This window comes from Fundicoccus culcitae, from assembly GCF_024661895.1.
Lineage (GTDB): Bacteria > Bacillota > Bacilli > Lactobacillales > Aerococcaceae > Fundicoccus_A > Fundicoccus_A culcitae.
Genome location: NZ_CP102453.1, coordinates 1,167,422 through 1,189,119, shown reverse-complemented (window position 1 = coordinate 1,189,119; position 21,698 = coordinate 1,167,422). Strand labels below are relative to the sequence as shown.

General features: G+C 34.5%; 18 protein-coding genes and 1 pseudogene. 17 read left to right on the top strand and 2 right to left on the bottom strand.

The annotated features are described in order from the left end of the window. The first annotated feature begins 12 nt into the window (after nt 1-12). From NRE15_RS05450 to NRE15_RS05425, 6 genes are all read left to right on the top strand, one after another. On the top strand, nt 13-720 hold the full coding sequence (locus NRE15_RS05450) for a carboxymuconolactone decarboxylase family protein (protein WP_313794585.1): 708 nt from the start codon (nt 13-15) through the stop codon (nt 718-720). Nucleotides 721-742: 22 nt separating this feature from the next. Further along, nucleotides 743-1,861, top strand: a complete 1,119-nt coding sequence (locus NRE15_RS05445; RefSeq protein ID WP_313794584.1) for a muconate/chloromuconate family cycloisomerase — start codon at nt 743-745, stop codon at nt 1,859-1,861. 85 nt (nt 1,862-1,946) lie between these two features. Beyond that, complete coding sequence (locus NRE15_RS05440) at nt 1,947-3,332, top strand: short-chain fatty acid transporter (RefSeq protein WP_313794583.1); 1,386 nt, start codon at nt 1,947-1,949, stop codon at nt 3,330-3,332. Between the two features lie 16 nt (nt 3,333-3,348). Then, nucleotides 3,349-4,035, top strand: coding sequence for a CoA transferase subunit A (locus tag NRE15_RS05435; protein ID WP_313794582.1), 687 nt, complete (start codon nt 3,349-3,351; stop codon nt 4,033-4,035). Beyond that, on the top strand, nt 4,032-4,694 hold the full coding sequence (locus NRE15_RS05430; RefSeq protein WP_313794581.1) for a 3-oxoacid CoA-transferase subunit B: 663 nt from the start codon (nt 4,032-4,034) through the stop codon (nt 4,692-4,694). The genes NRE15_RS05435 and NRE15_RS05430 overlap by 4 nt, the downstream gene beginning before the upstream one ends. Before the next feature lie 15 nt (nt 4,695-4,709). Next, complete coding sequence (locus NRE15_RS05425) at nt 4,710-5,918, top strand: thiolase family protein (RefSeq protein WP_313794580.1); 1,209 nt, start codon at nt 4,710-4,712, stop codon at nt 5,916-5,918. A 233-nt stretch (nt 5,919-6,151) separates the two neighbouring features. Here NRE15_RS05425 and NRE15_RS05420 read toward each other — a convergent pair whose 3' ends face one another. Continuing rightward, nucleotides 6,152-7,771, bottom strand: a complete 1,620-nt coding sequence (locus NRE15_RS05420; RefSeq protein WP_313794579.1) for a PucR family transcriptional regulator — start codon at nt 7,769-7,771, stop codon at nt 6,152-6,154. 127 nt (nt 7,772-7,898) lie between these two features. On the opposite strand from NRE15_RS05420, the gene NRE15_RS05415 reads away from it, so the two are divergent. The 7 genes and pseudogenes from NRE15_RS05415 to NRE15_RS05385 all read left to right on the top strand — a co-directional run bounded on the left by NRE15_RS05415 (nt 7,899) and on the right by NRE15_RS05385 (nt 16,141). Next, nucleotides 7,899-9,338: a 3-oxoacyl-[acyl-carrier-protein] synthase III C-terminal domain-containing protein gene (locus NRE15_RS05415; RefSeq protein ID WP_313794578.1), complete on the top strand. Its 1,440-nt coding sequence runs from the start codon at nt 7,899-7,901 to the stop codon at nt 9,336-9,338. A gap of 2 nt (nt 9,339-9,340) precedes the next feature. Next, complete coding sequence (locus NRE15_RS05410) at nt 9,341-10,537, top strand: acetyl-CoA acetyltransferase (RefSeq protein ID WP_313794577.1); 1,197 nt, start codon at nt 9,341-9,343, stop codon at nt 10,535-10,537. Next, the gene (locus NRE15_RS05405; RefSeq protein ID WP_313794576.1) at nt 10,538-11,731 is read left to right on the top strand and encodes a CaiB/BaiF CoA transferase family protein; all 1,194 of its coding nucleotides are present in this window, start codon (nt 10,538-10,540) and stop codon (nt 11,729-11,731) included. It abuts the gene before it with no gap. A 167-nt stretch (nt 11,732-11,898) separates the two neighbouring features. Then, nucleotides 11,899-13,362, top strand: a pseudogene (locus NRE15_RS05400) (SLC13 family permease). 28 nt (nt 13,363-13,390) lie between these two features. Then, on the top strand, nt 13,391-14,176 hold the full coding sequence (locus tag NRE15_RS05395) for an alpha/beta fold hydrolase (protein ID WP_313794575.1): 786 nt from the start codon (nt 13,391-13,393) through the stop codon (nt 14,174-14,176). A 479-nt stretch (nt 14,177-14,655) separates the two neighbouring features. Beyond that, the gene (locus tag NRE15_RS05390; RefSeq protein WP_313794574.1) at nt 14,656-15,675 is read left to right on the top strand and encodes a DMT family transporter; all 1,020 of its coding nucleotides are present in this window, start codon (nt 14,656-14,658) and stop codon (nt 15,673-15,675) included. Nucleotides 15,676-15,727: 52 nt separating this feature from the next. Beyond that, nucleotides 15,728-16,141 carry a hypothetical protein gene (locus tag NRE15_RS05385; protein WP_313794573.1) on the top strand — a complete coding sequence of 138 codons (414 nt, stop codon included), beginning with the start codon at nt 15,728-15,730 and terminating at the stop codon, nt 16,139-16,141. Between the two features lie 86 nt (nt 16,142-16,227). On the opposite strand, the gene NRE15_RS05380 is transcribed toward NRE15_RS05385, so the two are convergent. Then, the gene (locus NRE15_RS05380; protein WP_313794572.1) at nt 16,228-17,097 is read right to left on the bottom strand and encodes a BKACE family enzyme; all 870 of its coding nucleotides are present in this window, start codon (nt 17,095-17,097) and stop codon (nt 16,228-16,230) included. 357 nt (nt 17,098-17,454) lie between these two features. Here NRE15_RS05380 and NRE15_RS05375 point away from each other — a divergent pair, with 357 nt between their 5' ends. From NRE15_RS05375 to NRE15_RS05360, 4 genes are all read left to right on the top strand, one after another. After that, nucleotides 17,455-18,738, top strand: a complete 1,284-nt coding sequence (locus NRE15_RS05375; protein ID WP_313794571.1) for an alpha/beta fold hydrolase — start codon at nt 17,455-17,457, stop codon at nt 18,736-18,738. 428 nt (nt 18,739-19,166) lie between these two features. Then, the gene (locus tag NRE15_RS05370) at nt 19,167-19,676 is read left to right on the top strand and encodes a hypothetical protein (RefSeq protein ID WP_313794570.1); all 510 of its coding nucleotides are present in this window, start codon (nt 19,167-19,169) and stop codon (nt 19,674-19,676) included. 1 nt (nt 19,677) lies between these two features. Next, a complete protein-coding gene (locus NRE15_RS05365; protein ID WP_313794569.1) occupies nt 19,678-21,180 on the top strand; it encodes a sodium:solute symporter family transporter in 1,503 nt (500 codons plus the stop codon). A gap of 44 nt (nt 21,181-21,224) precedes the next feature. Continuing rightward, entirely contained in the window at nt 21,225-21,641 is a 417-nt protein-coding gene (locus tag NRE15_RS05360) for a hypothetical protein (RefSeq protein WP_313794568.1), read from the top strand. The last annotated feature ends 57 nt before the right edge of the window (nt 21,642-21,698 follow it).

Sequence of the window (21,698 nt, the reverse complement as noted above, 5' to 3'; positions counted from 1 at the left end):
GGGGGGATTAACTTGTCGGCAATCGATTATTTTAAAGAAGTATATGGACAGGTACCTAATTGGGTTCAAGTTATGCATGACTATAATCCAAAAATGCTTGAGTATTATACACAATTTAGGTCAGAGGCTTTTAAAACAGATGTCTTAACCGATGTTGAAAAAGATGTATTAATCGCAGCTGTTAATGCTGGAAAATTGTATGATCGAACAATGGTTGCTCATACTGAAGCTGGTACAATTAAAGGATTAACTTTTGAAGAATTAGTTGAGTACTTTTTGGTTTCTTATGTTTATGGTGGGTTTAAGTCATTAGAGATTTCATTAAAAGCCATAGCTGCTCATTTACAATTAGCTGATGGAATTAAATTTGAGATAAAACCAACATACCAATCTGTAGAAGAGATTTTAGAGGAAATTATTAAACAAACACCAACTAAAAATCATAGTTTTCTTCAGAAGGTACTTAATGGTTTGAATGAAGGGGAATTGGTTAGAGATTTAATTTTTGAAAAAGGATTTGTTACTAAAGAGAAGAAATATGTGGCATATGTTGGAATGTATATAACTGAGATGCGAGGGAAAGATGCTGAACAAGCAATTGTGGAAGCTAAAGCAAATGGAGTGACAGATGCTGAATTGGTAGATTTAGGTTTTGTAATTATATTTACAGCTGGAATACCAACTTGGTTTGAATTAAGTGATCATTTAGATACAAAATAAAATTTTAAAGGAAGATATATTAATGACTATTAAAGATTTTAAAACATACATTTTAGACATGGAAACAGTTCGTCCTCACCAATTATCAATGACTACCATTACAAGTCAAGCTATCATTGTTGGACGTGCTATTGATGAAGACGGTACAGAAGGATGGTCTGAAGTTGCTAACATAGGAGGGATTGCTTACGGTGAGCAAACTCCAGAAGCAATTAAAGTTAACATCGATTCATATTTAAAAGATCTTGTAATTGGACGTGAAGCTTCCGACTTCAATCGTATTATGTGGGAAATCAACCATTTTGCGAAAGGGAACAACTATTCTAAAGCCGTTGTTGAGGGGGCATTAATTGACTTGGCTGCTCGTCAAAAGAATGTACCTGCTTATGAGCTATTAGGTGGAAAAATCCATCAATCAATTCCTTTAGCTTGGACATTAGCATCAGGAAATACTGAACGTGATATTGAAGAAGCTAAGCATTTATTAGAAATTAGACGTCATAAAATCTTCAAGTTAAAAATTGGTAAAGGTGATCCAGACGAAAACGTGGAACACGTTCGTAAAATTATTGAAGCAGTTGGTGAACAAGCAAAAATTACTGTAGATATCAATCAAGCTTGGGACGAAGATACTTCTGTTCGTTGCATTAAGAAATTAGAAGAATATGGCGTAAATATGATTGAACAACCTGTGCCAGTCTGGAATTATGAAGCTATGTCCCGTTTGACTGAACGTTTTGATGTGCCAATTATGGCAGATGAATCATCAACTTATGTAAATGATGTATTCAGAATTGCTAAAAATAGAGCTGGAAATAGTATTGCTTTAAAACCATGTAAACATGGTGGGTTATTAGAAACTAAAAAGGTTGCAGGAATTGCTGAAGGTGCTGGACTCGGATTATATGGTGGAACTATGATTGAAAGCAGCTTAGGATCTGCTATGGCTCTTTCTGTTTACTCAACTATCCATGACTTTGAATTTGGTACTGAACTATTTGGTCAATTCTTGTATAAAGATCGTATAACGGTTGAAGAGCTAGAAGTTAAAGATTTTGAATTAGTTGTGCCAGATGGACCAGGTTTCGGTTTAACAGTTGATATTGAAAAAGTTAAAAAATATGCGCGTGAATTCTATTAATCAGAAACTATAGTTTTACAGAAAAAAATTAATTTTCCCTATTAGGAGAACTTCTTAATAGGGAGAGTTTATATGAGGTGATTATTTGAATAATACAAGTAGCACTGGTAATTCTACTAATCCTAATAAAAGTTGGTTTAGAAAAATTACAGATGGTTTAGTTTATATTATGCAAGAATATTTACCAAGTTCATATGTTCTAGCCTTGTTATTAGCTCTAATCGTCTTTATTGTCGGTTTAGTTTTTACTGATAGTTCTTTTATGGATATGGTTAATTATTCGGGAGAAGGTTTCTTTGAATTATTAGGTTTTACCATGCAAATGGTACTGATCCTTGTGACAGGGCATGCTTTTGCTAATTCACCAATTATTTTACGTATTTTGCGTCGTTTAGCTAGAATTCCTAAAAATAGAGTTTCTGCGGTAGTTTTTACATCTTTTGTATCCTATATAGCAACCTATTTACACTGGGGATTTGGTTTAGTTGCAGGAGCTTTATTAGCAAAAGAAATAGCTACTATTAATTATGGTAAAAAAATTCATTATCCAATATTGGTTGCAGCAGCTTATAGTGGGAATATTGCTAGAGGGCCATCTTCATCTATTTTTTTAGGACCAACTAGTCCAGGACATGCAGCAGAACATATAACTGGAATAATTCCATTGTCAGATACTCTATTGATGCCATTAAATGTTGTAATGACAATTTTACTATTAATTGTTATCCCTCTTGTATATCATTTCATGGTACCTAGCGCTGAGGAAAGCATTGAAATTGATGCCAGTATAATTGAAGCAGATCGTAGAGCTCAAGAAGAATCTGGAAATGCTAAAGGTGCGAAGACATCGATTGCAGATCGTTTTGATAATAGTAAAATAATTTTGATGCTTTTTGCTGGTATTTTATTAATTTATCTAGTTGGTTATTTTAGTGAAGCTGGTTTCTTAGGGTTAGATATTAATTCAATTATATTGATTTTCATGGTCTTAGGCATGTTTGCGCATGGAACACCTAATAATTATGCTAATGCAATAAAAACAGCTACCGCAACAGCAGATAGTATGATATTACAGTTTCCTATTTATGCTGCTATCATGGTGATGCTACGTGAAACTGGCTTAGCTTCAACTATTTCACAGTTTTTTATTGACATTTCATCTGCTAATACACTTCCGCTATTTACTTTTTATAGTTCTTCTTTAATCAATTTCTTCATACCTTCTGGAGGAGGTTTATGGGCTATACAAGGACCAATTGCATTAGAAGCTGCAGTTGAATTAGGTGCTTCAGTGGAAGCAACAATGGTCGGATTAGCTTGGGGTGACACTTGGTCTTCACAAATTCAACCTTTTTGGGCATTACCTTTATTAGCCATTGCAGGCTTAGATGTAAAAGATATTATGGGTTACTGTTCAATGATATTCTTTGTTTCTGGGATTATAATTTCAGTATTTTTATTAATCATGTAATTGAAAGGAAAAAGTTATGAATAAAATTAAAGATTCCGTATTAGAAGCTTTAGAAGTTGTAAAAAGTGGCGACACGTTACTAGTGGGTGGGTTTGGTTTAATTGGTGCACCTCTAAGCCTTATTGAAGGACTTACACAACTAGATGTATCAAATTTAACTATTGTAAGTAATAATTTAGGAGAACAAGGTAAAGGATTAGGTAAACTATTAAATCAAGGAAAAATTTCTAAAGGTATAGGTTCATATTTTACAAGTAATCGTGATGTTGGTGATGCCTATTTACGAGGAGAAATTGAATTAGAACTTAACCCTCAAGGTACAATGGTTGAGAGAATGCGTGCTGGAGGTGCTGGAATACCTGCTTTTTATACACCCACAGCCCAAGGAACCGATTTAGCATTAGGAAAAGAAGAACGTGAATTTAATGGGAAAAAGTATATTTTAGAAAAAGCCTTAAGAGGGAATGTAGCTTTAATTCGTGCTCACAAAGCAGATAAATTAGGAAATTTAGTCTATTATAAAACAGCACGTAACTTCAATCCAACAATGGCGACAGCCGCAGACTATGTAATTGTTGAAGTGGACGAAATTGTGGAAGTTGGAGAATTAGATCCTGAATCAGTTGTTACACAACATCTATATGTGGATGCTATTGTATTAGCTACCGATATATTAACTAATGAGGGGGTTGTTAGTCGATGACAACAAAAAACAATATTCAAAATTTAATCGCCGAACGTGCAGCAAAGGAATTAGTTGGTCCTTGTATTGTTAACTTAGGGATTGGAGTTCCTACCTTAATTCCAGATTATTTAGACGATGATGAAGTCTATTTACATACTGAAAATGGGATGCTAGGAGTTGGTCCTGAAGACCCAGACAATCTCGATCCAAACTTAGTTAATGCGGGTAAATTTCCAATTACTGAAGTATCAGGTTCTGCTTATTTTAATAGTGCAGATTCATTCGGTATGATTCGTGGCGGGCATATTGATGTCACAGTCTTAGGTGTATTGCAAGCAGATCAAACGGGTAGAATTGCTAATTGGTCCATTCCTGGCAAAAACATAATCGGTGTTGGAGGAGCGATGGATTTACTTAGTGGAGCTAAAAAAGTCATTTGTACAATGACACATACCACAAAAACTGGCGAAGCTAAAATTGTGAAGAAATGTGACTACCCAATTACTTCAACTCGCCAAATTGATATGCTAATTACTGAATTAGCTGTCTTTACCTTTGAAAATGATGAAATGACTTTGATTGAATTAATGCCAGGTGCAACATTAGAAGAAGTTCAAGAGAAAACTCAAGGTGAATTTAAAGTAGACTTGCAAGAAAATAATGAAGTAAAAGAATAATTCAGGAGGAAAAGAATGAAAAATGTTGTAATTGTTGATTCAGTTAGAACACCTATTGGTAAACTAGGTGGAAGCATGGGAAAATTAGAAGCAGATCGTTTGGCTGAAGTAGTTATACGTGAATTAGTAAAGCGAACGGGTATTAATACTGAATCGATTGACGAAGTGATTCTAGGACAAGCGAAACAAACAGCAGATTTATCGAACCTTGCTCGAGTTGCTTCTTTAAGATCAGATTTACCATTAACAGTTCCAGGTTATACTGTTCATCGCCAATGTGGATCAGGACTTCAATCAATAAATAACGCAGTACAACAAATTCAGAGTGAGAATGCCGATATTGTTTTAGCTGGCGGAGCCGAATCAATGAGTACGGCACCCTATTATGTAAATGGAGTACGGTTCGGAGTAACCGCAGGAAATATTTTGTTAAAAGATCCAAATACAGCTAGCCAACCCGGCTCTCAACCACCTGAAGTATATGGTGAAGATATTACAATGGGCTTAACATCTGATAATGTAGCTGCTCAATATCATTTTACCCGTGAAGAGCAAGATGCTTTTGCTTTACAATCTCAAGAGCGAGCTCAACACGCAATTGAACAAGGGTACTTTAAAGAAGAAATTGTACCAGTTGAAATTAAAGAGCGTAAATCAAGTTTTATCTTTGATACGGATGAACATCCACGTGCTACATCGATGGAGCAATTAGCGAAATTAAGACCAGTGTTTTCTAAAGATGGAACTACTACTGCTGGGAATGCTAGTGGTCGAAATGATGGAGCCGCTGCTTTACTAGTTATGTCGGAAGACAAAGCAAAAGAGTTAGGTTATAAGAGTGGTGTCCGTGTTATTTCTCAAGGAACGGGCGGTGTAGACCCGAATACAATGGGATTAGGTCCAATACCTGCAACTAAAAAAGCTTTAGAAAAAGCTGGTTTAACTATCGATGATATTGATGTAATTGAATTAAATGAAGCTTTTGCAGCACAATCATTAGCTTTCTTTAAAGAATTTGGGTTACCATTTGATAGCAAAAAAGTGAATCCAAATGGTGGGGCTATCGCATTAGGACACCCAATTGGTGCAACTGGCGCAATTTTGATGACTAAGCTAATGCATGAATTAAAACGGACTGGAAAAAGATATGGGTTAGTTACTTTATGTATTGCTGGTGGCTTAGGAATTGCCACAATTGTTGAGAATTTGGAATATAGTTTATAATAAATTTTAAAAAGACAATATAGAGACCAACACAAAACAAAAAAGCGATTATCACAAAAAATTGTATGTGATAGTCGCTTTTTTGTTTTGTGTTAGTGTTAGGATATTAGTTTTTAGAAATATTTTTGTATGAATTAGAAACTATCATTGGTGTAATTTAACAAGAATGTTTCATTGTCATCCAATACAGAATAAATATTAGATTGTAAAGATAAATAATTGAATAATTAAAATTAATTCTCGTTAAAAACAAATGCAAAATATGCAGTTGTTAGCACATATTTTCCTCTATTCGTTTGAAAGTTGTAGCCTGTAAGTTGCTCAATTTTATCTAACCGGTATCTTAAGGTTGTGATGTGGATGAATAATTTTTCGGAAACATCTTTTAATGAATCATTCAGTACGACAGCTTCTAAAGTCTCGAACAACTTCACTTGATGGCAGGCATCATATTCAATTAAGGGGTTTAAAACCTTTGTATTAATTTGATTATATTGATAAGAGTTAATGAATTGTCTAATTAAATCAATATCCCAAATATCTCTATAAAATATCGCATCTTGATAACCAGGGATTTTTCTACTGATTTCAATGGTGCTTTTTGCTTGTAAATGTGCGGATGGTATTTGTGTTGGATCATCAAAAGGTTGTGAAATTCCAATTTTAAATGGAATATTTTCATAAATAAATATGTCTTTTAGTGTTTTCAAGAAATTATTAAACAAATGATTTTTTTGAGTGGGATCATTACCTAATCCAAAAATGATTCTAAAGCCAGTTGCAGTATATCCAATAAAATAGTTAGTTGAATTTTCAAAGAATATATTGGAGTATTTATTTATTATTCTTTCGATATCGTCATACGATAAATTCGGATCAATAAATGAAACAAAAATAATGCAGTAATTTTCGGACGGAGAGATTCCCGTTGAAAAGAGTAAACTCTCGGATTTTAATTTATTTAATTTGGTACTTTCGGCAAGTTCACTATAAATTCGACCATTACTGATTAGTTTTTCTCTTTGGTTCATTCTTAATTCATTGAGTTTTATAGATAGGTATGAAGCTAATTGCGTAAATGCCATCCTTTCGACTAGCGATAATTCTTCAGCCGTTGAAAAAATGATTATTTGACCTAATTTAAACGAAGCTGTTTTAATTGGAAAAACTAATAATGTTCTTTTTTGATAGGTTACTTCTTCAAAACCATCGTACTTTTCTCTCTTAGTTATAAAATGTCCATCTGCTTCATCATAATCATATAAATAGGGGTCGTTGTTATTGGCCAATGATGGCGACGTGTAAAAAACTTCATCTTGTGACTCTATGTAATAATCCAAATCGTCAGAAATATCCAATTTTTCTATATATTGTTCAGTTGTCATATCCGTTGTTAATGAATTATAGAGCGATTGATACATATTATTCATTTGGAAAATAGTTTCATACTGTTTATGGATAATCAGTTCATAAAAATGATTAATGATTGATCTAAATGCAATATCACTGTCAATGATAAAAATAGGAAAATCATTTTCATTTGCAAAATCTAAAATTTCAGCAGGAATGTTAGTGATATAGCGATTTAATTTAACAATTAACCCAGAAATATTCTTCTTTACTAACTTTTTAATTATTGCTAGCATTTTACATTCATCTGATTGACAGAAAGAAAAAGTGGTTAATACTAGTAAGTTTTCACCTAAATCAAAATCGACATAATCTTCGACTTCCATCACTGAAATTTGACTGACTTTATTTTGAGCGCCTTTACGACCAGCCATAAAATAGATATTATCTTGAAAAAACGAATTCTCACAGACGTCACTAATTAATATAAATGGTGTTTCCAATTTTTTCCTCCTATAAAAGTAGTGAAAAACACAGTGATATTCATCAGATTATAGTATTTTAGTTCTTATAGTTAATCATTATAATGAAATCGCAAACAAAAATCAATGATTAAAGGGGAGAAAGATATTGGTAGAACAAAAGAAAGTTGGGATTACTTCATTAGGAGCTTATCTACCATACTATTACTTTGAAAGATCAAAGATAGGCGAAGCTTGGGGTACCCGTGGTAAAGGCAAAAAAGCTATCTGTAATTCAGATGAAGATTCAATTACTATGGCAGTTGAAGCTGGCTTAGATACTTTTAGATATTTATCAAGAAATGAAATTGGAGGATTATTTTTTGCTTCAACTACGGTGCCTTATGCAGAAAAATCAAATGCTACATTGATTAGCACAGTTTTAGATTTAAATGAAAATGTAACAACTGCAGATTATAATTCTTCAATGCGATCAGCGACGGCAGCGTTACGTGGGGCTTATATGGAAGTTAAGGCTGGAGAAACAAACAATGTTCTTGTTGTTGCTTCCGATAAAAGAAATGGTTATCCAAAATCAGATCAAGAATCTCATTTTGCAGATGGTGCAGCAGCGGTAGTTGTAGGAACTGAACATGTTGTTGCGACAATTGATGCATTTGCAACGGTACAAACTGAAATCGTTGATATGTGGCGGAATATTGATGACACCTATGTAAGAAATGCAGAAGGTAGATTTATTTATGAATCGGGTTACTTACCATCAGTTAAAAAAGCTGTAGAAAAATTATTTGAAGATAATAATTTAACGGCTGATGATTTCGAACACATAGTATTTGTTTCAATTGATGAAAGGAGCCACTTAAAAGCTGCTAAAAAATTAAAACTTGACCCAGAAAAAATTGTGAATGCGTCATTTGCTGAAAATGGTGTTTTAGGTGCATCTCAACCTTTATTCCATTTAGTTCAAGCCATTGAAAGAGCAAATGCGGGCGAACGTATTTTGGTTGTTAACTATGGTAATGGAGCAGATGCCATTGCATTAACTGTTACTGATGAAAAAGAACAAATTATCAAGCAAAACTCGACTGATAAGTACTTAGATAATAGAGCTAGCTTTAATGAATATGGACGCTTCTTATCATTTAGAGGCATTATTGAAGCTAAACCAGGTGAAGATTATAAGATTCCTGGCTCAACTTCTCAAACTTGGAGAGAGCAAGAAACTTACTTGAAGTTATATGGTAGTAAATGTAATGAATGTGGTAACCATATTTTCCCACAAGAACGTATTTGTTATCATTGCCGTTCATTAGATAACTTTGAAAAAGTAAACAAACAAGAAGAAGTTACAACCTTATTTACTTATTCAATTGATAATCTGGCAGGACGTTCTGATGATCCAGTTGTTGTTCAATCGGTGGTAGAAGATCAACATGGTACTAGATTCTATATGAACATGACTGACTTTGATGTTAATGAAGTTGGAATTGATATGGAATTAGAATTTACTCTTAGAAAAATTCATAATTTAGCCAACTTCCCTAATTATTACTGGAAAGTTAGACCACTAAGAAGAAAGGTTGATTAAGATTGAAAATTAAAGATAATGTCGTTATTTTAGGTATGGGTTGCTCTAAATTCGGTGAGAGATGGGACGCATCCATTTCCGATTTAATTATTGAATCAACAACCGAAGCTTTAGAAGATTCAAAAGTTCCAATTGAAGCGATTGAAGCTATCTATTATGGGAATGGAATGGAGAATAATATTGCTGCAACGGCTGTTGCGGATACTTTAAAAGTTCAAGATATTCCCATTGTACGTAATGAAAACTATTGTACATCCGGTCATATTGCGTTAATCGAAGCAATTCAAGATGTTGCTTCTGGTCGTCATAAAGTAGTCATGGCTTTAGGAGCTGAAAAGCTTAAAGATACAGGTTACCCAGGTTTAGGCGTGGGCCGTGGACAAAGTCCCGTTTTAGAAGCTAGAAGAACGGCACCAGGATCATTTGCTTTAATCGGAACGCGTTATTTCCACCAGTATGGTCTCACTCATCAAGAAGGCCGAGAAACTATTGGTAAAATTGCCGTTAAAAACCATAAAAATGGGACTTTATCGAAAAGAGCTCATTTCCAAAGTGAAGTGTCTCTAGAGAAAGTATTAAATGCGCCCATTATTGCTGATCCTTTAGGTTTGTATGACTGTGCTGGTAATTCAGATGGTTCAGCCTGTGCAATTATTACGACTGAAGAAGTGGCAAAAACAATCAAAGATAAATTTGCTTATGTTAAAGGGTTTGCGGTTTCAACGGATGCCGTATTCCCTCATAACCGTCCGGGCTTTTCTTGGACAAGCTTTAATTCATTAAAAAAATCTTCCAGCGAAGCATACAAAATGGCTGGTATAACTAATCCACGTGAAGAATTAGATCTTGCTGAGGTTCATGACTGTTTCTCCATTACCGAAATGCTAATTTATGAAGACTTTGGATTTAGTGAGCCTGGGAAAGCAAAAATTGATATTGACAATGGATTTTTTGAATTAGATGGTGGACTTCCGGTTAACTCGGATGGAGGCTTAAAATCATTTGGTCACCCAGTTGGTGCTTCAGGAATTCGTATGACATATGAAGTATATAAACAAATTTTACATGAAGTTGATAATCCAAAACGTCAATTAGGTAAAGCTAACTTAGGGTTAAGCCATACATTTGGTGGCCCACCACAAATGAGTGCCGTTTTAATCTTAGGAAATGAAAAAGACAATTTGGGAGGGAATGAATAGATGGAATACACTAAAGGTTCAGCCTTAGAGGGGTTAAAAGTGCTTGACTTAGGACGTGTTATTGCTGCCCCTTTTGCCGCGGCCATGTTAGCTGATTTAGGTGCTGACGTTATTAAAATTGAAATGCCTCAAGGTGGAGACAATGCTCGAGACAATTTGCCAATGAAAGATGGCGAATCGACTTATTTTATTCAATTTAATCGAAGCAAACGTGGTATGACGCTTGATATGAAAAAAGGTCGTGACATCTTAGTTAAATTAGTTGAAAAAGCGGATGTTGTTTTAGAAAACTTCCGTCCGGGTGTTATGGAAAAACTTGGTTTTGGTTATGAAGAATTGCGTAAAATTAATCCTCAAATTATCATGGCCTCCGTTTCTGGATTTGGCCAAACAGGTCCTTACTCACAAAGAGCGGGTTATGATCCGTTAGCACAAGCTATGAGTGGTATGATGGATATCACGGGATATCCAGAAAACCCACCAGTTCGAGCAGGTGCCTCCATTGCTGATGTCATGGCTGCACAAAATGCTGTAATCGGTGTGTTAGCAGCTTTAGAATATCGTAATAAGACAGGTGAAGGTCAATACATTGACGTTTCATTATTAGATGCAACTATTGTAAGTATGTCTTCAGTCGTTCAAGGTTATTTAACCGACAAAAGTTATATTCCAACTCGTCGTGGTAACGGCTATTTAGCTGGTGCACCTGGGGGATTGTATGAATGCAAAGATGGCAATCTGGTTTTAATGGCATTGGGTGATCGTGCGTGGAATAAGCTAGTTGAAGTAATGGATCAAAAAGAATTATTAACGGATCCACGTTTTGAAACGAACCAATTACGTGTAGCTAATTATCCTGCTTTAGATGATATTGTGAATGAGTGGACACGCAATTTTGAAGTTCATGAACTAGAATCTTTATTACTAAGTAATGGGTTACCTGCCGGAGCAGCATTGACAGTTCCCCAAATGTATGAAAATGAACATGTGAATGTTCGTGAAATGTTTACAACGGTTAATCATCCAACTATTGGCGATGTCGAGATTACTAATCAAGGGATTAAAATGTCCAAAACATCTCCGTATGTTAGAGGTTCATCTCCATTATTAGGCGAACATACAGATGAAATCTTAAAAGATTTGGGATATTCAGATGATGAAATTGCTACTTTCCGTGCTGAAGGAGTGATTTAGTATATAGTAACAAATTAATTTTCACTATTTAAGGATTCTAATTTTAGTTCTTAAATAGTGAAAGTATCAATATGTCTTTTTTTGTAAAAGTATACAAATGGAAAACAATTCAATGCTTTAAAAATAAAAATCACTCATATAAAATTTATGTTTGAGGAGGAGACAACGTGTCTAATACAAAATTAAGCTTTCAGACAAAAGATTTAATCAAATTTTTGGCAGGTCCACTATTTTACTTAATTATCTTGCTCATACCACTAGAAGGGCTTACATTTGAAGGCAAAAACGTCCTAGCAAGTTTAACTTGGATGGGTATCTGGTGGATGGTTGAATTCATCCCTTCAGGGATTACTGGTTTATTACCTTTAGTATTATTACCAATCTTTAATTCCTTATCAGCCGGAGCTGTTGCAAGTGCTTATGGTAACTCAACTGTTTTCCTATTATTAGGAGGTTTTGTTATAGGTATTGCAATCGAAAAATGGGGATTACATAATGTTATTGCATTAAAAGTAATTAGTTTAGTAGGTACAAGTACGAATAAATTGTATATTGGTTTACTTTTAACAGCAACATTTATTTCAATGTGGGTTTCAAATGTTGCTACAGCTTTAATGTTATTACCAATTGCAAGCGCTATTCATTTAAAAGTTACAGAATTAATGAAAAAACAGGGTTCATATACAGAAGATAACTCAATTAAATTGTAAAAAATCTTAATGGTAGCTGTTGTCTTTGGTGCCATTATCGGGGGAAGTATGACTCTAATTGGGACACCTACTAATACATCTTTAGCAGGTTTTGCGAACGAATTATATGGCATCGATGTTCCCTTTGGATCATTTATGTTATTTGAGTTTCCAATTGCATTAGTACAATTGGTTGTAAGTTACTTCGTAACTTTAAAAGTTATGTACAAAATTGATGTAGATACTTCAGAAGGTGCTGCTGAATTTATTAAAGAGGAACAGGCAAAAAGCCAAGGTTTAACCTTTGAGCAAAAAGTTGTTGGAATTACATTTATCGTAACAGTATTTTTCTGGGTAACAAGAACTTTCTTGTGGTCCGATTTAATTCCTGGAATTAACGACGGTATGATTGCAATGGTTGCAACGATTGTATTATTCTCTGTGCCATCAAAAGAAAAAAGTAGTCAAAAATTACTTGGTAAAGGCGATATTAAAAATATTTCTTGGGACGTTTTATTAATGATTGGTGGAGGAATGGCTTTGGCAGCCGGATTCTCAGGTACTGATCTAGCTCAATGGATTGGTAACCAATTATTGGTTTTCGAAAACAGTTCATTAATAGTTGTTATGTTCATGGTTGCTTTATTAGCAATTCTAGTGACACAAATGGCACCAAATACTGCAACTGGTACAATTTTAATTCCAATAGCAGCAACTTTAGCAAACTCAATCGGCGCAGATCCGCTGCCACTTATGACTGTAGCCGCACTTGGAGCAGGTTTTGCATTTACATTTCCTAGTGGTACACCAGCAATGGGTGTACTTTACTCTACAAATAACTTTACTATGGGTGAAATGCTAAAACTTGGTTTACCACAAGTCGTCGTAAGTTTATTTATGATAGTTTTAACTGTTTATTACTGGATGCCAATCGTTTTTTAAGAGATATTTATTACGAGGAGGAGTAAAGTTGACAGAGATAAAATTAGCTCATTTGGATGATGTTACTGTTGAATATTATGTTGATGGTGAAGGATTGCCTCTCGTTTTATTACCTTCAAAAGGTAGGAGTCAATCTGATTTTGATGAAATTGTTCCTTCAATTGCAAGTCAAGGATTTAAGGTTATCAGGCCGGAATATCGTGGAATAAATAACTCTACTGGACCAATGACTGATGTTTCATTATATGATTTAGCTGCAGAAGTCAGTCTTGTTTTAGACACAGAAAATATTAAATCTTCATTTATTGTTGGTCATGCATTCGGTAACTGGATTGCTCGTATTGTAGCAGTAACTAGACCTGATTTAGTTAAAGGAATTTGTGTGTTAGCTGCAGCTGCTAAAGGTGAGTTCTTGCCCGAAATAAGCCAAGCTTTAGCTAAAAGCAGTGATTTAACATTACCAGACGATGAAAGAGTTGAATTTATTAAAATGGCTTTCTTTGGTCCAAATGGCGATGCTACAAAATGGTTAAGTGGGTGGTACCAGGAAACTAAAGTACTTCACACAGAAGCAACAAAATTATCTCCGCAAGATGAATGGTGGGATGCTGGTGGTCAAGTTCCTATCTTTGAAGTGAGAGCTGAATTAGATCCATTTGCACCGAAAGAAAGAGCAAATGAAATGCGTGATTTATTTGGAGAGAGAGTATTAACCGTAGAAATTCCAAATGCTAGCCATTCATTGATTCCAGAACAACCTGAGGCAGTTGTTGCAGCATTAGTTACTTATGGAAAGTGGTTATTTATTAAATAATTGAAAAGCACGGTTGAAGGAGCGACGCTCATTCAACCGTGCTTTGTTGTTTAGTATAAAAATATGAAAGTATGGTTTAATAAAAGCTTTTAAGTGCTTCTACACCTACAAAAGTAGTAAAAAACAGTAGAATATTCATTCAATTATCGTATTTTAGTTTTGATAGGTAATTATTATAATGAAACCGCAAACAGAAATAATGATTTAAAACTTGGAATCTGTTGCATAAGGAATAAATTGTTATTTAAGACAAAAAAAGAAATTTATTAATAGTAATTTCACAGATTACTATTTAAAAAGGAGGTACTTATCTCAAATCGATATATAATTACGCTTTTAACAGTAGAAGATAGGTGATCATTCAAGTTTAAACATCTTCATACATCGTAAAATCATGGCATTATAAGATTTTAGTATTACCGAATTCAAAAAAATTAATACGTAAGATTGCAAAGTCTTATGTCTAGGAGGAAAAAAGCATGACTAGTGTTAAGTCAACACAAAATATCAAACTAGGATATTTTTACATTCTTTTAACAACAATCATTTTTAGTATGGCTGAGCCTATTTTCAAAACAGTAGGGGGTCAATTTAATGCTGTGCAATTTGTTGCTACACGTTTCTTTTTTGGGGGTTTAGTATTATTACCATTCGCTATAAAACATTTGAAGAAAAATGATATAGGAACTAAAAGTACGAATAAAATTCAACTAACAAGTAGAGATATTTTTGACATCGTATTATGTGGTATTTTAAATGTTACTATTTCAATGACTTTCTATCAAATGGCGTTAGCATTAATTCCCGCGTCCGTTGCTGCAGTTCTACTATGTACTAATCCAGTTACAACGGCATTATTCTCGCGTTGGTTATTCAAAGAACCATTAACAAAAAATAAATTGTGGATGATTGTTCTTTCGTTAATTGGTGTATTTATTATTGTAAATCCTTTTGGACAACCTTTAAATATGACCGGGTTGTTTTATATGTTAATTACTGTTATCACTTTCTCTTTATATAGTGTAATTGGTAAGCGTACGACTCAGAAATTGGGTGGTTTAGCAGCAAACAGTTTCACTTCTATCATTGGTGGCCTTGTTACTTTCGTCTTTATTTTTGCAACAAATATCCCTGCAATTGGCGATTTCTTTGCTGCTAATGGTTTTCCAGTATTATCATACATCAATTTATTTGGTGGGTATACTTTAGAATCTATGCCTTGGGTAATTTGGATTTGGGTTGTACAAACTGGGATTGGATTCTTATGCTACTTTAAAGGGATGGAACTGACAAGTGCAACTGAAGCTTCTGTTTGTTTCTTATTAAAAATAACGTTAGGACCAATCATTTCTTCCATCTTTATTGGAGAAACAATTACATTAAACTTGGCTATAGGTATGGTTATCACATCAATTGGTTCAATCGTTGTACTATATCCTGGATTGAAACAAATCTTTGCTGAACGTAGAGCTAACAGTGATGCTAGCCTAGGGAACTAAGCATAAACAAGGTAATCAAAATAATTAAAAATAAAAAAGGAGAATGTAAAAAATGGCAGAAAAGAAAAAATATTCCATGTTGGTATTAAGTAACCCTACGGAAGGTCAAGAAGAAGAATATATCGATTGGTATGTAGGTCAACATTTTCATGATTTATTAAGAATCCCTGGGTATGTAGGTGGCCGCTACTATAAATTATCAGATATCCAATTAGGATCAGAACCGCATAAATACCAATATTTGGTTATTTGGGATTTTGAAACGGAAGATTTCCAAGCTGTTAAAGAAGATATTGCAGCCAGAATGAAAGATGGTCGGACTCAATTTATTCCAGCTTTTGACATGGCTTATTGGGATGGCACATTTGAACCCATTACTAAGTATGTGACATCTGAAGAGATAAAAGGCTTATCCGTAGACGAAGTACATGCAATTACAGAAGTAGAAAACCCTTATAGAAAATAATAGAGCACTGGCTAACACAATGATTAAACTGTAAAATGAAGTTTAATCGCTGTGTTAGCCAGTTTTTTGTTCTATAAATATTTTAATTAACTCTGTCGAATGCCTAACAATTCTCTCGCTTCATTAGGAGTTGCAACACCATTTCCGAACTCCTTAACTACTCTAGCAGCTCTTTGAACTAGCTCAACATTTGAAGTTAATTGACCATAAGAATAATACAGATTATCTTCTAAGCCTACGCGAATATTACCTCCTAGAGCAAGCGTTGTAAACATAATTGGCAAATGCATACTACCTATTCCAAAAGCGCTCCAATTTACGCCTGAAGGCAAAGCATCCTGTAAAAAGACTAAGTTTTTAACCGTTGCGGGTGTCCCTCCTTCAACGCCTAAACAAAGTTGAAAGTTAGCATTAGAAGCTAAATAACCTTGTTGAATTAATTGGGAGGCTTGATGGATATCACTTAAATTGAAAATTTCAATTTCAGGTAAAATGGATAATTCTTGCATTCTTAGTCCAGCTTGTCTTAAAAAGGGACGAGGATTAATAAAAACTTGCTCGCCTAAATTCATGGTTGGGATATCATATGAAACCATTTCGGGTCTTTCATCTAATATACTGAGTCGCTTTTTTTGAAGAGGATCAATTTCGCCTTTTATTTTTAAGCCTTGATAAGTAGCCTCTTCACCTGAAGTAGAAACGTTAACAATCATATCACATTTTTTAGCTAAACCATCAATAATATATTTAATTGATGAGCGATTGATTTCATAGGTTTCTTTATCGTCTGCTTTAACATGAATATGGGCAATTGAAGCACCATTCAAATAACATTGATAAGCATCTTCAATCATTTCATCATTGGTCACGGGTGTGTTAGGATTACGTGTTTTTGACCCTAAGGATCCAGAAAGAGCTACTGTGATTATTGTTGGCTTATTCCTAGAAATACCCATTTCATCTCCTTCTTTCTTATAATAAATATCTCTATAAATGTTGTGATATTTATTATGTACTTATTTAATAACTATTCTATAAATATAGCATAAAAGTATAGTCTTTACTATTAGGCATAGAAAGGCATCTATGTGTAAAAAAAGACTGAAAAAGTTGATATATCGCTGTTTATAGTGTAAAAGGTTCTGAAATGGAAATATTTTTCCTATTAAAGAAGGATAATAGGGCGTTTTTTTTGCATATAAAGAGTATTAATTCTTCCAATGGAAGCGTTTATAATAGATATGTAAAGCAGATTCAGCCTGTATATTATATTATGGCTGAATAAAGTAATTATTATGAAAAGAGGGAAAAATTTGAAATTAATTGATAACTTAGAAAAAGTTCAAGATTTCTTAAATGGTAATGGTAGCGAAGAGTTTTTAGGTTACTATGCGGCAGAACATTATACAGGACCTATAATGATTATTGAAGATGATGAAGTAGCCACGCTACATCTAACTAATGGACATATTGATGAAATTACTGTAGGCAAACCTGACGCTGATGAAAATACCTATATTGGAGTTGGTGGCGAAGGGCGTATTTGGGATCATTTAAAAGATAATTATCAACGGAGTATCCAATATATCAATACCGATTTTGCGGATGACGAAGGTTGGAAAGTTTACGGTCCTAAACTATTAAATCGTCAGTTCAATACGACTTTAGCCCATATTGCCCGTATTTACTCATATATCCGTGATAACGAAGAAATTTATTCAGATCGCCCTATACGTGAAGCAAATCAACCCGTTTTAGATAACCATGATTATGTTCGTGGATTCTATATCACTGTTAATGGTGTGAAAATTTATGTAGAAACCAATGATGGCCCAACCGATAAAGGTGTTATTATCGCTCTGCATACAGCTGGTCGTGAAAATCGCCAATACCATGATTTAATGAATATTTTCAAAGATAAGTACCGTATTTATGCGCCTGATCAACCAGGCCATGGTAAATCAATGCCCTTACAAGGGAACACGGTTGTTAATGACTATAATGAATATGGTAATTGGATTTGGGATATTACAAAAGCTCTAGGAGTTGATCGTCCCATCTATGTAGGATGCTCTATGTCAGGTGGGATTGTTTATCACATGGCAATCGAACACCCAGATGAAGTAAGAGCTGTTGTGTGTATGCAAGGAAATGATGATACATCTGTTGAAGATACGAGCGGTATGATTCCATTATTAACACACCCTGCCAACAACGTTGGTGTTACTCAACGTGAATTCTCAGATTCAATGGTAGGTCGTAAAACGTCACAAGACCGTTTCGATTTCATCCGTTGGGGCGTTGCTACTGAAACGTCTGTCCTTAAACGGGGTGACTTTGATATTTGTTTCTTCTTTGACATAAAAGATAGAGTTCACGAAGTGAAATGCCCGGTAAGAATTATTGAGGGGACTGACGATACTATTTACACGGTTGAGATGGCTAAAGGTACAATGGAACGCTTAACAGGAACAGATGATAAAGAGTTACATGTTATCGATGGCTATGGACACTTCATTGCAGTCGAAAGTCCTGAAAAAGTAGCCCCTATTATTGAAGATTTAATTGAGTCACTCGATGACGGCTATGTAGGTTAATTAAGTTTATAGATTTTTTTTAAACTGACTATAAAGGATGTCTCAATTCATGCTTTATAGTCAGTTTTTGTATGTATTAATTCAGTTTATCCTATTTAAATAGGAAATTTGGTTATAAATTTAGCTTATATTTAGCATATTACTTTTATGTATTTATCACTATAATGAAACCGTAATCATTGATTGATAAGATGACATTTGCCGTACAAAAATATAAAGAATGATTTTTAAATAAATATCGCTACCATCAATAAATCAAAACGGTTCTTACCATTTTCGCATTGAATTTACTTTAGGATGATTGCTTTATATCTTGTAGGTCAACTTTTTATGAAGGAGGTTGTTAACGCGAGAGTTTATATAAAACGCCAGTAATTATTGTCAATTAATTTCTTTCGGCAAGAAGACATATAAAGGAGGTTATTTTTTTGGATAACGATAAGAGTGTATATCATATTTCTAACTCTCTTAAAGACAAATTAGTACTGTTTCTACCTGTTTTATGGATTGCTATGATTGTATTTGTCTATATGGATTTAGGCTTTGTTGGCATGTATTTAACAATCATTCACGGAATGATTAATGTTATTTTAGGGTTAGCCGAAGGTGAAAAAATTAATAAAAAACTGAGTTGGATTTTTGTAGTGGGTTGGGGCATTTTAATGTTTGTAGCTATTACGGGAATGATCTACTACTATTATTATTTTGGTAATAATATTCCTAGCTTTACCATAATGGGGATGCATCCTTCAGCATTTTATTTCTATGCTATTTGTTGGATTGGAAATCTAGTTTATCTAGGAGGATTTCTTTACATTTTTAAAGATACTTGGTTACCAGAGAAGAAATGGAATGATTTTGTTGACTATGCGGCTTCATTAAATAATGATGCTGATAGTCAAAGTCAAACATCTGAAACAATAGAGGAGGATAATTAGAATGGAAAATTTTATTATTTTAGGATCAGTTATTCTCTTGCTAGCTTTATCTTTTTTAGTGGGGATTAAATCAAAAAATGATGATACTTCATCAGGCTTTTTAGGTAGTTCGAAAAGTTTTGGCCCCTTGATGGTTGCTTTATCGGGTACAGCAGCAGTTGCTTCTGGATGGATGATTGTTGGTTTTCCAGCGAATATTTATACTAGTGGAAACTATATGACTTCTAACGCCTTAATGGCCGGAGCCTTTGCCTTATCGTATATCTTTATTGGGAAAAAAGTACGTGCTTTAGCTGAAGTGAATGATATAGCTACATTAGGTGATTTAATCCAAGCGAGATATAAGAGTACGTCGCTTCGATTAGTCGCATCGCTTGTACTTTTCTTAGGTTGTTTCGCATATTTAGCTGCACAAATTTCCGCGGGAGCTTCGCTTTTCACCTATATGTTTGGTTGGGATACATTGACAGGTTCAGTCATTATGTTTGGTGTTGTAATTTTATATGTGGCAATTGGTGGTGAGTCAGCTGGTATTGTTTCGCAAGCGTTCCAAGGAGCGATTATGGTTGTGGTTGGAGCGATTATCATTGGAATATTCTTTGGTCAAGGTGGTTTCGCCGAATTATCTAATCTGGTTGCAGAGAATAATACAGTAACCGGATCAAATGGTGTGACGCATACCTTTGAACCTATTATGTTTAGTGCATTTGGGACAGCAACACCCGCTGCTTCTATGAACTACTTCTTATTAGCATGGTTAGGTACTGTATGTCAGCCGGCTATCCTTACACGTATGTTTGCTTTGAAAAATCCGCGTGATTTGCCTAAATTAGCTATCCAAACGGGTGTTACGCAAGCGATTGTATCGTTCTTTGGTATTGCAATGGGTTGGCTAGTCATTATTTTCGTTCTGTCAGGTCGGATTGATCCTTTAGCTGATCCAAGTACCGCAACTTGGGTTTTAGGAGAAGAATTAGGATTCTTCATTCAAGTTCTCTTGTATACAGCAGCGGTAGCAGCGATTATCTCGTCAGCAAGTATGTATCTTTCCATTGGTGCTTCTGCACTATCAAAAGATGTACTCCAATGCTTAGGTTTTAAATTTGATGAAAAGAAACAAATCAAAGTATCGAGAGTTGCGATTGTATTCGTTGGGGTTGCTTCAATTCTATTAGCTGCGTTTAGTAGTGACACGGTTGCTCTTCTAGGTTCATTAGGCTGGGCAACGTTTATGACACTCTATATTCCACTAATTCTAATTGGATTAATATGGAAAAAAGCCAATAAAACAGGTATGTTAGCTGCAGCGATTATTGCTTTAGTAGGTAATATTATAGGTATGCTATTACCGTTGTTTGTAGACATACAATGGCCATTTGGGTTACCTTGGTCAGTTTACTTGATGGCAATTACAACTTTTGTAGGCGTGTATGTTTCTTATCTAACCTACGATGAAGTCAGAGATGCACCTGCAGAAAAGAATATTAGAGCATTAAACATATAACAATGCTTTTAAAGTGATATTGAAAATAAAGGAGAATGTAAAAAATGGCAGAAAAGAAAAAATATTCCATGTTGGTATTAAGTAACCCCACTGAAGGTCAAGAAGAAGAGTATATCGATTGGTATGTAGGTCAACATTTCCATGATTTATTAAGAATCCCTGGGTATGTAGGTGGCCGCTACTATAAATTATCAGATATCCAATTAGGATCAGAACCGCATAAATACCAATATTTGGTTATTTGGGACTTTGAAACGGAAGATTTCCAAGCTGTTAAAGAAGATATTGCAGCCAGAATGAAAGATGGTCGGACTCAATTTATTCCAGCTTTTGACATGGCTTATTGGGATGGCACATTTGAACCCATTACTAAGTATGTGACATCTGAAGAGATAAAAGGCTTATCCGTAGACGAGGTTCATGCAATTACAGAAGTAGAAAATCCATATAGAAAAGCTTAATTTTTGGGAAAAGCAGCTCCTTAGCGGGTTGCTTTTTAGGTTATTTCCACACCCATC

Bases quoted from the DNA above. Each gene is read 5' to 3' on its own strand.
- NRE15_RS05445 (WP_313794584.1), top strand. From the start codon at position 743: ATGACTATTAAAGATTTTAAAACATACATTTTAGACATGGAAACAGTT.
- NRE15_RS05435 (WP_313794582.1), top strand. From the start codon at position 3,349: ATGAATAAAATTAAAGATTCCGTATTAGAAGCTTTAGAAGTTGTAAAA.
- NRE15_RS05430 (WP_313794581.1), top strand. From the start codon at position 4,032: ATGACAACAAAAAACAATATTCAAAATTTAATCGCCGAACGTGCAGCA.
- NRE15_RS05425 (WP_313794580.1), top strand. From the start codon at position 4,710: ATGAAAAATGTTGTAATTGTTGATTCAGTTAGAACACCTATTGGTAAA.
- NRE15_RS05405 (WP_313794576.1), top strand. From the start codon at position 10,538: ATGGAATACACTAAAGGTTCAGCCTTAGAGGGGTTAAAAGTGCTTGAC.
- NRE15_RS05390 (WP_313794574.1), top strand. From the start codon at position 14,656: ATGACTAGTGTTAAGTCAACACAAAATATCAAACTAGGATATTTTTAC.
- NRE15_RS05385 (WP_313794573.1), top strand. From the start codon at position 15,728: ATGGCAGAAAAGAAAAAATATTCCATGTTGGTATTAAGTAACCCTACG.
- NRE15_RS05380 (WP_313794572.1), bottom strand. From the start codon at position 17,097: ATGGGTATTTCTAGGAATAAGCCAACAATAATCACAGTAGCTCTTTCT.
- NRE15_RS05365 (WP_313794569.1), top strand. From the start codon at position 19,678: ATGGAAAATTTTATTATTTTAGGATCAGTTATTCTCTTGCTAGCTTTA.
- NRE15_RS05360 (WP_313794568.1), top strand. From the start codon at position 21,225: ATGGCAGAAAAGAAAAAATATTCCATGTTGGTATTAAGTAACCCCACT.